Origin of the sequence: Alcanivorax sp. DG881, from assembly GCF_000155615.1 — a bacterium.
In the GTDB taxonomy this organism is placed as follows: Bacteria; Pseudomonadota; Gammaproteobacteria; order Pseudomonadales; family Alcanivoracaceae; genus Alcanivorax.
Map to the genome: position 1 here is coordinate 1191193 of NZ_DS989915.1, position 14297 is coordinate 1205489.

Annotated in this window: 10 protein-coding genes; 1 reads left to right on the forward strand and 9 read right to left on the reverse strand. The window is 60.6% G+C overall.

Annotated features, from left to right (window positions below; genetic code table 11):
• Positions 1-10: 10 nt before the first annotated feature.
• The gene (guaA, locus tag ADG881_RS05305; protein WP_007149901.1) at positions 11-1582 is read right to left on the reverse strand and encodes a glutamine-hydrolyzing GMP synthase; all 1572 of its coding nucleotides are present in this window, start codon (positions 1580-1582) and stop codon (positions 11-13) included.
• Between the two features lie 182 nt (positions 1583-1764).
• Positions 1765-3246, reverse strand: coding sequence for an IMP dehydrogenase (gene guaB, locus ADG881_RS05310; RefSeq protein ID WP_039926277.1), 1482 nt, complete (start codon positions 3244-3246; stop codon positions 1765-1767).
• A 170-nt stretch (positions 3247-3416) separates the two neighbouring features.
• On the opposite strand from guaB, the gene xseA reads away from it, so the two are divergent.
• Complete coding sequence (gene xseA / locus ADG881_RS05315; protein WP_007148662.1) at positions 3417-4763, forward strand: exodeoxyribonuclease VII large subunit; 1347 nt, start codon at positions 3417-3419, stop codon at positions 4761-4763.
• Here the strand turns inward: xseA and ADG881_RS05320 are convergent.
• From ADG881_RS05320 to hisS, 7 genes are all read right to left on the reverse strand, one after another.
• On the reverse strand, positions 4720-6660 hold the full coding sequence (locus tag ADG881_RS05320) for an ATP-binding protein (RefSeq protein WP_232211690.1): 1941 nt from the start codon (positions 6658-6660) through the stop codon (positions 4720-4722). The genes xseA and ADG881_RS05320 overlap by 44 nt on opposite strands.
• Positions 6657-7526: a hypothetical protein gene (locus ADG881_RS05325; RefSeq protein ID WP_050760121.1), complete on the reverse strand. Its 870-nt coding sequence runs from the start codon at positions 7524-7526 to the stop codon at positions 6657-6659. Before ADG881_RS05325 ends, ADG881_RS05320 begins: the two co-directional genes overlap by 4 nt.
• A 4-nt stretch (positions 7527-7530) precedes the next feature.
• Entirely contained in the window at positions 7531-9573 is a 2043-nt protein-coding gene (locus ADG881_RS05330; protein WP_007148978.1) for a TonB-dependent siderophore receptor, read from the reverse strand.
• 128 nt (positions 9574-9701) lie between these two features.
• Positions 9702-11111, reverse strand: a complete 1410-nt coding sequence (gene der / locus ADG881_RS05335; protein WP_007150450.1) for a ribosome biogenesis GTPase Der — start codon at positions 11109-11111, stop codon at positions 9702-9704.
• A gap of 108 nt (positions 11112-11219) precedes the next feature.
• A complete protein-coding gene (gene bamB / locus ADG881_RS05340; RefSeq protein ID WP_007148606.1) occupies positions 11220-12362 on the reverse strand; it encodes an outer membrane protein assembly factor BamB in 1143 nt (380 codons plus the stop codon).
• On the reverse strand, positions 12363-12998 hold the full coding sequence (locus tag ADG881_RS05345; protein WP_232211691.1) for a tetratricopeptide repeat protein: 636 nt from the start codon (positions 12996-12998) through the stop codon (positions 12363-12365).
• Between the two features lie 17 nt (positions 12999-13015).
• Positions 13016-14290, reverse strand: coding sequence for a histidine--tRNA ligase (gene hisS, locus ADG881_RS05350; RefSeq protein WP_007150562.1), 1275 nt, complete (start codon positions 14288-14290; stop codon positions 13016-13018).
• Between the last annotated feature and the right edge of the window lie 7 nt (positions 14291-14297).

A 14297-nucleotide genomic window follows, 5' to 3' on the forward strand; every position in this document is an offset into this window, starting at 1 on the left:
GCCGTTTGCCCTACTCCCACTCAATCGTGGCAGGCGGCTTGGACGAGATATCGTAGGTCACCCGGCTGATGCCCGGGATCTCATTGATGATGCGACTGGAAACCAGCTCCAGGAAATCATAGGGCAGGTGCGCCCAGCGTGCGGTCATGAAGTCGATGGTTTCCACGGCGCGCAGTGCCACCACGTACTCATAACGGCGGGCATCGCCTACCACGCCCACGGACTTGACCGGCAGGAACACGGCAAAGGCCTGGCTGGTCTTGTGGTACAGACCGGCGGCGCGCAGCTCCTCAATGAAGATATGGTCCGCCAGACGCAGGGTATCGGCATATTCCTTCTTCACTTCACCAAGAATACGCACACCCAGACCCGGCCCCGGGAAGGGGTGGCGGTAGACCATGTCGTAGGGCAGACCCAGCTCCAGGCCGATCTTGCGCACTTCATCCTTGAACAGTTCACGCAGGGGCTCCACCAGCTTGAGCTTCATGTCTTCCGGCAGGCCGCCCACGTTGTGGTGGCTCTTGATCACATGCGCCTTGCCGGTCTTGCTGGCGGCGGATTCGATCACGTCCGGGTAGATGGTGCCCTGGGCCAGCCAGTTGGCATTCTCCAGCTTGCCCGCTTCTTCGTCGAAAATATCAATAAAGGTGTTACCGATAATTTTTCGCTTCAGCTCCGGATCCGCCTCGCCGGCCAGTTTGCCGAGGAAGTTGTCTTCCGCGTCCACCCGGATCACTTTCACGCCCATGTTGTCGGCGAACATTTCCATGACCTGGTCACCTTCCTGGTGACGCAGCAGGCCATTGTCCACGAACACGCAGGTGAGCTGGTCACCGATGGCCTTGTGCAGCAACGCCGCCACCACGGAGGAATCCACCCCGCCGGACAGGCCCAGGATCACCTCGTCGGTGCCGACCTGCTCGCGGATGGTGTCGATGGCATCGCTGATGATATTGCTCGGCGTCCACAGGGCTTCACAGTCGCACAGTTCGCGGACAAAACGCTCCAGCAAACGGCCGCCCTGCAGGGTGTGGGTCACTTCCGGGTGGAACTGGATACCGTAGAAACGCTTTTCATCGTTGGCCATGCCCGCAATGGGGCAGCTGCCCGTGGTGGCGGTCGCCACGAAACCCGCCGGCATCTCGCCGACACGATCACCGTGACTCATCCATACGTCGAGGTATTCCTTGCCCTGCTCTTCATGGTCGACGATGCCGTCCAGCAGCGCATTGGCATCAGCCTTTTCCACCCGGGCGTAGCCAAATTCATGCTTCTCACCGGCGATGACCTTGCCACCCAACTGCTCGGCCATGGTCTGCATGCCGTAACAGATACCCAGCACCGGAATGCCTGCGTCAAACACGGCCTGAGGTGCCCGCGGCGTCTCTGCTGCCGTCACCGATTCCGGCCCACCGGAAAGAATAATCCCTTTGGGCGCAAACTCGCTGAGCTCTTCAGCGGTCATGTCGAAGGCACGAATCTCGCAGTACACACCGATTTCCCGCACACGGCGTGCAATCAGCTGAGTGTATTGGGAACCGAAGTCCAGAATCAGGATGCGCTGGGCATGGATGTCTGTCATGGGGATCTATCCCGGTGATTGTCGGCGGATTGCAGCCGGATCTTGTTAAAACGGGCCTGACGCCAAATGCCTGGCGCCTGACGCTTTAAAAACAAAAATCGGTCGAGCACGGCTCGACCGATTTCAGCAGCTGGCGTCTGGCTCCAGGCATCAGGCCTTGGCCAGTTACACCAAAGTCCAAATTACCCCACCGGGTAGTTCGGCGCTTCCTTGGTAATCGTTACATCGTGCACGTGGGACTCTTTCATCCCCGCGTTCGTTACCTTCACGAACTCCGGCTTGGTGCGCATCTCTTCGATGGTGGCACAGCCGGTGTAGCCCATGGAGGCACGCAGGCCGCCCATCAGCTGGTGCACGATAGCGCTCATCGGCCCCTTGTAAGGCACACGCCCTTCGATGCCTTCCGGTACCAGCTTCTCGATACCAGCAGCCGCATCCTGGAAGTAACGGTCAGAGGAACCGGTGGAGCCGGACATGGCGCCCAGCGAGCCCATGCCACGGTAGGCCTTGTAGTAGCCCCCCTGGAACAGCTCAACTTCACCCGGCGCTTCTTCAGTGCCGGCCAACAGGGAACCGATCATAATAGCGCTGGCGCCCGCGGCAACGGCTTTGGAAATATCACCGGAGAAGCGGATACCGCCGTCGGCGATCAAGGGCACGCCGGTGCCTTGCAGCGCCGCGGCCACGTCTGAAATGGCGGTAATCTGCGGCACACCAATACCGGCCACGATACGGGTAGTACAGATGGAACCGGGACCAATGCCCACTTTCACCGCATCGGCGCCAGCGGCCACCAGGTCTTTGGCTGCAGCGGCCGTAGCGATATTGCCGCCGATCACCTGCACCTCGGGGAAATGCTTCTTCACCCAAGCGACACGGTCAATCACACCCTGGGAATGGCCGTGTGCGGTATCCACCACGATCACGTCCACCCCGGCTTCCACCAACGCAGCAACGCGCTCGTCGGTACCGGCCCCGGTGCCCACTGCCGCACCCACGCGGAGGCGCCCCTGGGAGTCCTTGCAGGCGTTGGGATACTTGGCCGCTTTTTCGATGTCTTTCACGGTGATCATGCCGCGCAGGTCGCCAGCTTCATTCACCACAATGACCTTCTCGATACGATGCTTGTGCAGCAGTGCTTGCACTTCGTCAGCGCCAACACCTTCCTGCACCGTCACCAGCCGGTCCTTGCCAGTCATGATGTCTTTAACGCACTGGTCGTAGTTGGTGATGAAACGGGTGTCGCGGCTGGTGACGATGCCTACTACCTTGTCACCTTCTCCGTTTTTCTCAACCACCGGAACGCCGGAAATGTTGTTCGCATCAGTGATGCGGATCAATTCGGCCACCGTGGTATCGGGGCTGACAGTAATCGGATCTTTTACCACACCGGATTCGTATTTTTTCACCATGCGCACATTGCGCGCCTGGTCTTCGGTATCCATGCTTTTATGGAGGATACCAACGCCCCCTTCCTGCGCCATGGTAATGGCCAGGCGGTGCTCGGTGACTGTATCCATGGCTGCGGATACCAGCGGAATGTTCAGAGCGATGTCCCGAGTCAATTTGGATTTCAGGGACACGTCCTTGGGCAGCACATTGGAATGGGCAGGCACAAGCAAAACGTCGTCAAACGTTAATGCTTCTTGGGCAATTCTGAGCATATTGCACCGTAGGAAGTGAGGGGGGAGCCTGGCGGATGCCACCGGGCGGAGCGGCAGCACCTAGAATGAGACAGGCACCCCGTTAAATTAAGCGGGCGATTATACGACATTACCGGCTAACCACACAATCACCGCTGGCAGGGTACAAAAAAACGGGCTACCCTCCCGCGATGACCATTTCATCCCGCGCCGAACCACTGTCTATCAGCCAGTTGAACCTGGATGCCCAGGGCCTGCTGGAAAGCTCTTTCCCCCTGATCTGGCTCCAGGGCGAACTGTCCAACTTGTCCCGCCCCGCCTCCGGTCACTGGTACTTCAGCCTGAAAGACACGCGTGCCCAGATTAATGGGGCCATGTTTCGAAATCGCAACAGGCTGCTGGATTTTGCCCCCCAAAATGGCCAGCAGGTGCTGGTGCGGGCCAAAGTCACCCTGTATGTGCCCCGTGGCAACTTCCAGATTGTGGTCGAACACATGGAGCCCGCCGGACAGGGCGCCCTCAAGGCCCAGTTCGACGCGCTCAAGGCCCAGCTTCAGAGCGAAGGGCTGTTCGCCCAGGACCGCAAACAGGCACTGCCGGCCTGGCCCAGCCAGATTGGGGTGATCACCTCCCCCAGCGGCGCTGCCATTCGCGATATTCTGCAGGTACTGCAACGCCGCTGCCCGTCCATTCCCGTGGTGATTTATCCGGCAGCGGTGCAGGGTGCCGATGCGCCAGCACAGCTGCGCCAGGCGCTGGGCTTGGCCGTGACACGCAACGAATGTGACGTCCTGATTATCGGCCGGGGCGGCGGGTCTCTGGAAGATTTGTGGGCCTTCAACGACGAAGCCCTGACCCGGGCGGTTGCCGAGTGCCCCATTCCCATTGTCTCGGCCGTGGGCCATGAGGTGGACACCGGGCTGACCGATTTTGCCGCCGATCTGCGCGCTCCGACCCCTTCCGCCGCCGCGGAACTGGTGAGCCCGGATCTGTCGGTGGTCAGCCAGCGACTGGCCGGCCTGCATCGGCGGTTGCGATGGGCCATGGCGCAACAACTCCGCACCCCGCAGGAGCGCCTGCGCCATCTGAGCCAGCGGCTTCGCTCCCCTCGCCAGCACCTTGAGCAAAGCAGCCAGCGACTGGATGAATTGCACAATCGCCTGCAACGGCAAATGCAGCACCGCCTCACTCTGCTCCAGGGCCGCCTGCAGCCCAGCCAGCAACGCCTCGCGCGGTTATCGCCAGAGCGGCTTCTGCTGGACCGCCAGCAACAGCTGGCGGCCTTGAACAAGCGATTGCCACAACCGATACAGCGGCAGATTCAACAACAGCAAGTGCAGCTGGCCGGGCTAAGTAAGCGCCTGCAAACGGCCAGCCCGCTGGAAACCCTGGCGCGGGGGTACAGCATTACCTTCAAAGGGGACGACGCGGTGCGCTCCGTGAGCCAATTACAGCCCGGTGACACCCTGACCACCCGACTGGTCGACGGCGAAGTTACTGCCCGGGTGGAACACGTCCAGGAGTCAGATACGGACTGAGTACCCGCGCCAACTGTTGACGGCGGAACGGCTTGGCCAGGTGGGAGTTCATACCCACCGCCAGGCACCGTTCACGCTCTTCGTGCATGGCATTGGCGGTCAACGCCACCACAGGCATGGGCGCCCGGCCCTGTTCCCGTTCCCACTGTCGCAGCCGCCGGGTAGCCTCCAGGCCATCCATCACCGGCATCTGCACATCCATGAGGATGCAATCAAAGTCACGCTGGCGCGCTTTCTCCAATGCTTCCTCACCATTGCTGGCCGTCACCACGGTAACGCCCATCTGTTCAAGAATACGCCGTGCCACCATGGCATTGACCACATTGTCTTCCACCAGCAACACCAGGCCGTGCAGGGCCTGGTGCTCCGGGTCAGCCAGACGGTGCCGCCCCGCCGACCCACCGGCCTCCGCCTGCTCGCGGAAGAACAGCCGCAACGACAGCGTAAAGACACTGCCCGCATCCTCTTGACTGCCCACTGACAAGTTCCCTCCCAGCATTTCACTGAGCCTGCGCGCAATCGCCAACCCCAGCCCGGTGCCACCGAAACGGCGCGAGGTGGAAGAATCGATCTGTGAGAAGGCCTTGAACAGACTTGAACGTTTTGCCTCAGGAATGCCAATACCGGTATCGGCCACGGCAATACTCAAGTCCAGCCAGTCCCCCCGAACCGGCCGCACCGATACGGTGACAGTGACGCCCCCTTCCTGGGTAAATTTCACCGCATTGGAAATCAGGTTGCTGAGCACCTGACGCAACCGCGTGGGATCACTCCGAGTCACCTTGCCCGCCAGCACCTCGTCGCCCTCAAGCCGCAGATACAGCCCCTTGCTTTCCGCCACATAGCGAAAGGTAGCAACACAATTCTGCAACAGGGGCTGCAGCTCGAAGAAAGACGGGTCCAGGTCCATACGCCCGGCTTCGATGCGCGAAAAATCGAGGATATCGTTAATCACATCCAGCAGATGGCCAGTGGATTCCAGCGCCGCCTCGGTGTACTCCTGCTGCTCCCCGTTCTGGGCGGTTTCTTCCAGCAATTGCAGCATCCCCAGCACACCGTTCATGGGCGTACGCAGCTCGTGGCTCATCATGGCCAGGAAGTCGCTTTTCGCCTGGCTGGCGGTTTCCGCCTGACGATGGGCCTGCTGCAATTCAGTCATGGCAGCCTGCTGCTTGTGCCGGGCGCCTTCCAGGGCGCCAGCCAACTCGTTGATGTTGTCCTGCAGTTCGCCCAACTCCCCCTGCAAGCGGCTGTTGCCTCGCACAGAATATTCACCCTGGCGCAGGGTCCGCAGCAGACCGGACAGGTACCCCAGAGGCGCAGCGATCTGACGTGCCAGATAGTGGGCAATCCAGAGCCCCAGAATCATGGCAAAGAAGGCGGGAATCATACTGGCCAGCAAAATTTCCTTTTGCCGTGCCAACAACCTGGCACTGGACATCCCAAGCACCACCTCACCAATGCGATCGGGCCTGTCATCACGCTCCACCGCGCCTTCCAGCATACCTTCCGGTGCCACAGACTGACGATAAATGCCGGAATGAAATTCGATGATTTCGTTGTTGCTTTCCTCGCGGTCACGCCCCTCATACAGCAGCACCTGACCATCCCCATCGCGGAACACCACGTACTGCAGATCCGCCCGCTGCATGGCCAGCTGCGCCTGACGGCGCAAGTCTGTGTAGTTACCGGCCAGTACGCCGTATTCCGACGCTGAGGCAATCTGCTGGGCGAGAAAACGGCCCAACTCGCGCAGGTCCCGATCGGCATCCTCAAAGCGCTGCCAGGTCAACGCCACCAGCAACAGCCCCAGCATGAACAGGGCAGGCACCAGCCCCAGCACTTGCAACTGCTTGCGAATTCCCGGGCCTTTGCGCGGCATACCGTCACGCGTCATGGCACCTCCCCGGCATTTTTCAGAGCATCCTCAAGCGCTCCGCTTTCCCGGTAATGCATGTCGAAACTGCTGGCAACGTGCTCGTTGACCACCACCGACGGGCGAGACACAAAGGCAGAGGCACCCCACTCGCCCGTGTCAGCATAAACACGCAGCCGCTGAACCGCTTCGCTGACCAGATCGCTACCGCTGGCATAGTACGATGCCACACTGCCCGCATTCACAAACGTCAGGTCCGGACCAAATACGGGCCGGCGCTGGCGGTAACTGGTCAGCAACACCAGCTTGGCTGCGTCCGGCCCCAGCAGGGCATCGTCCACGGGAAGCACAATAGCATCGAGATGATTGAGGTTTTCACGCAGGGTGTTGCCCAGCTCCCGGGTATCTTTTACCGACAGCAATTCCAGTTTGACCGGCCCGCGAAAACCACGCACCGCCTCCGCCGGCCAGACGCTGTCCGGCCCCTGCACCACGCCAATGCGGCGTGCCAGAGGCATGATGGTGTGCACCAATTGCACCTGATTCGCCAGGCTGACCCCCGCCCAGATGGCCGCACACTGACACCCCAGCCGCGCGGCCTTTTCACTCAGGGCGCGGCTGACATGCACGCCCAGTAACGGTTTTTCCTGGCCCAAGGCACGGGTAAAAGCGGCATCACCGAGGGCAACCAGTAAATCGGCCGCGTCAGGCTCATCGACCACACGCAGGTTCGCCGGCAGATCCTGCGCCAGCGAAAGCACAAACACATCCTTGAAGGGGCTGGGCTCAGCCAGTACGTGTACGGTTTGCGCCGGCGCGGACAACGCACCACCGGCCGTTGCCAGCAGCAAGAGAAAAACCAGTACGCGTCCATGCTGACTCCGCATCCGGCTATATCCTCACCGTCACGCCCAGCCACATTCGATCTTGCTGGTAGTCATTTTCTGCAAAGACTACCGGGGCGCCATTCAGCCTATGCTGAACAACCGCCCGCCATTCCAGCTCCGTGGGGCCGGCACGGTGGCGAAAGCGAAATTGCACGTCCGCTCGCTCAAAAACGTTGTCGTTATAATCATTGGACAGATAATAGGCGGACGAAAACGCCCAATGGGGACTGAATTGCCAGGACCACAAGGCGCTGCCGGCATCCCGGGCGGCCAGGCGTCGCTCGGTCTTCACATTCGTCCGGGTGTGTATGTGCGAGCCGGTGACGCGGAACAGGTGCGATACACTCGGCCGCCAGGAAAGCTGGGCTTCTGTGCCCTGATGGTTCACCCACCCCTCATTGCTCGGCTCAAATTCAAACGGATTCAACGCCGTGCTTAACAGGTCGGTCAGGGTTTCCTGGAAATAGCGCACATCCAGTTCGACCGCAGAAAACTGCCCGTAGTAGCCCGCCTCCCAGGAACGGATACGCTCCGGCTCAAAAGTGCCCGGGCTTTGCTGGGTCACAAAAAAATACGCCGGCGCCCAGCCCAGTAACGCCTGGGTGTTACTGGCAAACGGTGGCGACAGGGTTTGCGCCTGAATATTGATATTGGCGCGCTCTTCATAGATATCCGGTGTGCGCAGCGCCTCGGAATACACATAACGCAGGTGATGGCCCGGCAGCACCCGCCAGTTCACGCCGACGCGGGGACTAAAATGATCGCCGCTGATCTGGTCTCGCTCCCAATAGCCCCCCAGATTCACCGTTACCGGATCCAGAACATCCAGTGCCAGATTGCCGAAGAACCGGTAGCTGATATTGTCTTGCGTGCCCCCCAGGTAACTGTCGGACTGAACCCGGTCATGACGAATTTCAGCACCACTGACCAACCGGGCCCAGCGAGTCAGCTGCAAGGTGTCCTGGATTTCCAGGTCATAACGCACCTCCTGAATATCCAGCTCGCTGCCAGCACAGAAAGGCGCACCAGCACCCTGCAAGGTCAGATAACGGTTAGTGGCATCGGCATCAGACGGGAAGGCGGCAAAAGTGGCCCCCATGTCGCTGCCATTCTGCAGATACAAATCCCGCAATTCCTGGCTGAAAAACAGCCCGCCACCGGGCCCGGTCTGGCCGGTTACAGGGTCGAGATAACAGACATCAAAATCGGTAATCTCCTGATTGTACTGACCGTAAGTATGCACCTGCAGCTGGTGGGTCCGGCTAAAACTGTGCTGCCACTGCAGCGACACAAACGCCCGTTCGCCCTTTTGCACCGGGTCACCCTGATACTCACCAATATCGGCCACGCCTGCTTCCTGCTGGCGCTCCAGCCGGCTGCGACTGCCGCCGGCCTGCATCGTGAGCGTATTGCGCGCATCCGCGTCCCAGACCCACTCGGTGTTGAGCGTATCAATGCGTTTGCCATCCGGCAGGGTTTCACCTTCGAAGGGTTCGTCATAGCCGTTATCTCCCCGACTCGACACGGAAGCACGCAGCGCTCCGTTTTCCAGCTGGTGAACACCGACCAGATGCGCATCGCGAATACCGTTATTGCCACCCTGCAGGGTCACACTGCTCTTGCTGATATCCCTGGGGTCACGGGTAATGATGTTGATCACGGCGCTAAAGGCGTTGGCCCCGTAAGCGGCCGCCGCCGGGCCACGGGTGACCTCGATGCGCTCCACGTCACGGATATCCACCGGCATGGCATTCCAGCTCACCCTCGACAGGCCCGGCTGATACTGACTGCGACCATCAAGCAACACCAGCATGCGCCGCTGATCGCGGGCCTGGGTGGGGTGGTAGGCTACCGAAGGGACATTGCCGTCCACCTTCACCGCAGCCATGCCCGGGACCAGTTTCAGGACTTCATACAGCTCGCGGGCACCGCTGGCTTCGATCAGAGTGCGGTCGATAACGGTAACGCTGGCGGGGGCTTCAGACTGGGGCTGGCTGACACGGGCAGGAGTCAGCACCATGGCTGGCTGCTGGGCCGGTTCCATCATTGGTTCTATCGCTTGCGCAGACGCGCAAAACACGCCTAAGCAACCGGCTGTTCCCCAATACCCCCAGCGTTTGATGACTCACCCTCCGTGTTGCCGCCCCGGTCCCCTTCCTTGTTCAGCGAGGCGGATTATTTTTTCATTCGCTTGATCATCCGTTTGCGCTTGTGCACCTGTCGGTCGGTGAGCACATTCTTGCGCCCTTCATACGGATTAGTGCCGGACTTGAATTCCAGCCGGATCGGTGTGCCTTCCAGTTTCAGCAGCTCGCGGAAGCGGTTCTCCAGAAACTTCTTGTAGCTGGCTGGCAGGGCTTCCGTGCGATTGCCATGCAGCACCAGTGTCGGCGGATTGTTGCCGCCCAGGTGAGCATAGCGCAATTTTGCCCGGAAGCGCCCATTGCGGGGCGGCGGATGGCCATTGGTGATCTCTTCCATCATCCGGGTCAGCTCGTTGGTACCGATCTTGATAAAGGCGCTGTCCCAGGCCTGCTCCACCATGCCCCAAAGGTCCCCCACCCCGGTGCCATGCAGCGCAGAAATAAACTTGATCTTCACCCAGGGGGCAAATTCCAGACGCCGCCCCAGGTTCACCCGTACCCGCTCTTTATGGTCCGCTTCCAGGCCATCCCACTTGTTCACGGCGATCATCAGGGCCCGGCCACTGTCCAGGGCGTAGCCCAGCAGATGCAGGTCCTGATCGGTAATGCCTTCGCGGGCATCGATCACCACGACAACCACCTGGGCCGCTTCCATGGCCTGCAGCGCCTTGATCACGGAAAACTTCTCGACCATTTCGAACACTTTGCCGCGGCGCCGGACCCCGGCGGTGTCGATCAGGGTATAGGCGCGCCCCATGCGCTCGAATGGCACTTCAATGGAGTCCCGCGTGGTCCCGGCATGGTCGAACACCACTACCCGCTCTTCGCCGAGCATGCGGTTGATCAGGGTGGACTTGCCCACATTGGGGCGCCCCAGCACGGCCACACGAATGCTGTCTTCGCCGGGCTTCTTGGAGGTGCGGTGCTCGCCTTCCGGCAGCAGCTCCAGATCGGTAAAGCCTTCCAGAATATGCTCGATCATGCTGGTCACACCGCGACCATGGGCCGCCGCAATCGGCAGCACCTCAGTGAGGCCCAGCGCAAAGAACTCGGACATGGCCGAATCCGCATCCACCCCATCGGTCTTGTTGACGATCAGGTAGGTGGGTTTGGGCAGCTTGCGCAACTCGCTGGCAATCTGTTCATCGGCGGCGGTCAGGCCGGCACGACCGTCCACCATGAACAACACCACATCTGCTTCGCCCACGGCCTGCAGGGACTGGCTGGTCATCGGCACGTCGATGCCGTCATCGTTCTCGCCGATACCGCCGGTATCCACCACCGTGTACAAATAGCCGCCCAGCTGGCCATCCCCGTATTTACGGTCACGGGTAAGCCCCGGGAAATCGGCCACCAGGGCGTCCCGGGTACGGGTCAGTCGGTTGAAGAGTGTGGATTTGCCCACATTGGGCCGCCCCACCAGGGCGATTACCGGCTTCATAGTCATCTCAACGAGGTTTCAACGGCGCTATGGTAACGCCAAAGGGGGATTCAAACGAAAAAATCTGCGCGGGGCGCAGATTTTTCAGGCATCGAGAAACCGGACCGGTTATTTGGGGCGTACCGTGTAGGCCGCCAGTTTGCCGTCGTAACTCAACACATAAAGGGTATCTTCATAGCTGACCGGGGTGCCCGCAAAGCCGTCACCATCGTGTCGCTTGCGCGCCACCAGGGTGCCGTCATCCGCATCCATCCAGTGCAGGTAGCCTTCAAAGTCACCCACCACCATCAGATCGCCCTGCACGGCAGTGCCGGTCAGTCGACGGCCGTACAGCTTGTCCTGCTGCCAGAGCACGCTACCGGTGCGCTGGTCCACGGACCGCACCACACCAACATCATCCGCCACAAACAAGCGGCCACCGCTGGCACTGATCACCTGAGCACTGGACATTTCCTTGCCCCAGTACTGACGACCATTGATCTGGTCCGCCACGCCCAGCTTGCCCTGGAAAGCCACGGCGAAAACCCCGCCACCTTCCACGATCATGTTGCCATCCACATCGGTAAGACGATCCAGCTCGGAGCGGCCGGTCGGTTCGGCAATGCGCTGCTCCCAGGCGGGCACGCCAGTCTCAGCGTCCAGGGCCGCCAGCTTGGCATTGGCAAAACCGGCATACACACGCCCATCCGCAATGGCAGGCTGGGCCAGGCCACGCAGGGTCAGGGTGGGCACCGGGGTTTCATAATCCCACACCTGATCACCCGTATTGGCGTCCAGCGCCGTTACATGGCCATCCTGGGTCTGGAATACGGCGATGGTGCCGTTGCTGTTGGGAATCGCCAGCGCTTCACCGGAAAGCTGGGTACGCCACAGCTCTTCGCCATTTTCCATGGACAGGGCCACGGCCATCCCTTCACGGGTGCCGTAGAGCACCATGCCGTAACCGGCGTAAAAACCGCCGCCGATACGATCTTCGGTTTTCACCCGCCACTGGCGCTTGCCCTTGTCACGGCTGATGGCATACACCTCACCGAACACATCACCGGCAAATACCTGTTGCTGGGTAACGGCCGGGCGCAGGGTCAGCTGGCTGTCTTCCACCCCGTCGCCAACACCTTCTTTCCAGAGCCGTTTTACCTTGTAGCTGGCATCAAAATCCGGCAGGTCATTGGGCTCAATGGCATTTGGGTTGGAGCTACAACCGGCCAACAGCATGCTGGCCAGTACGAGGGGGAGAAGGAAATATTTCATTTAGCTCTTCAGGTCATCCAGTTTCATCTGCACACGGTCTTTTTCACCGTTGTCCTGCAGGGTTTCCAGCGCCTGGGTATAGGCCTCTGTGGCGGCCTGCTGGTCGTCACGGGCTTTTGCCAGGTCGCCACGCAGCTCCAGAGCCATGCCGTTAAAGGCAGCCGGGAAGCTGTGATCCAGCTCGGCGGCGGCTTTATCGTAGGCCTGCTGCTGCAGCAGCACACGCACCAGGCGCAGGCGTGCCGTGTAAGTCAGCGCATCGGTGGCGCCGTTGTCAGCCACATCTTGCAGCAGGGACGCGGCTTTATCGTACTCGCCCGCCTGTACCGCCAGGCGTGCCTGGGCCAAAGAGGCATAGCCCGCATAGGCACTGCCGGGGAAATCGTCTTTCAGGGCTTCCGCCTGTTTGTTGACGGCGGCTTCATCCACTTGCTGCGCGGTCAGCGCTTCCACCATCACCTGATACTGCTTGGACGCTTCGGAGGACTGCTCCCCTTGATGGCCTTGCCACTCACGCCAGCCAATCAGGGCTGCCACGGCCAGTACCACGGTAATAATCGCGGCGGTGCCGTTCTTCTGCCACCACTCTTTAAGCAGCTCCGCCTGTTCGTCTTCATCACGCATGTAATCTGCCACCCTGCTCTCCTTTCTTATTAATTGTCCGCCAGGAGCGCTACCAGCTCACTGGCAACCTGATCCCGGGATACTTGCTGCTGCTCGGCCTGGCCGCGCAGGGGTTTGACCATAACACTGTTACTGGCCAGTTCATCCTCGCCGATAATCAAGGCCACCGCGGCACCGCTGCGATCGGCTTTTTTCATCTGGCTTTTGAAGCTGCCACCACCGCAGTGCAACTGGATTGCACGGCCGGGCAAGGCATCGCGAAGCTGTTCGGACAATGCCATGGTGGATGCCAATACGTCCCCCATGGCCATCACATAGACGTCCACCGGCGCCGACAGTTCCGGCTTTTCCTGCTCGATAAGCAAAATCAGCCGCTCGACCCCCATGGCGAAGCCCACTGCCGGGGTCGGCTTGCCGCCCAACTGCTCCACCAGCCCGTCGTAGCGACCGCCGGCACAGACGGTGCCCTGGGCGCCCAGGGCATCGGTGACCCACTCGAAAACGGTCTTGCCGTAGTAATCCAGCCCACGCACCAGATACGGGTTCACTTTATAAGCAATGCCACTGGCATCGAGCAAGGCTTTCAGCCCTTCAAAATGGGCGACAGCCTCATCATTCAGGTAATCGGCCAGCTGTGGCGCATCCTTGAGTACCTCGCGGGTCCCCGGGTCCTTGCTGTCCAGCACGCGCAGCGGGCTGCGCTCCAGACGTTTCTGCGAGTCCCCATCCAGTGCGTCAACGTGTATTTTCAGATAATCCACCAGCGCATCGCGATAGCGCGCCCGGTCCGCACTGTCACCCAGGGAGTTCAGCTCCAGCGTGACCTTGTCGGCCAGGCCCAGGGCTTTCCACAGACGTGCCGTGAGCAGAATGACTTCAGCATCAATATCCGGGCCGGACATGCCGAAGGTTTCCACCCCAATCTGGTGGAACTGGCGATACCGGCCTGCCTGGGGCCGCTCGTGACGGAACATGGGCCCGGTGTACCACAACCGCTGGGTCTGGTTGTACAGCAACCCATGCTGCTCGCAGGCACGCACACAGCTGGCCGTGCCTTCCGGACGCAGGGTCAGGCTGTCACCGTTACGGTCGTCGAAGGTGTACATTTCCTTTTCGACGATATCGGTCACTTCACCGATGCTGCGCTTGAACAGATCGGTCTGCTCCACGATGGGCATGCGGATTTCCTGGTAGCCGTAGCTGGCCAGCACGGCCCCCACTTTTGCTTCCAGCCACTGCCACAGCCCCGTCTGTTCCGGCAGGATATCGTTCATCCCGCGGATGGAGGTGATTTTCTTGCTCACGAAAATT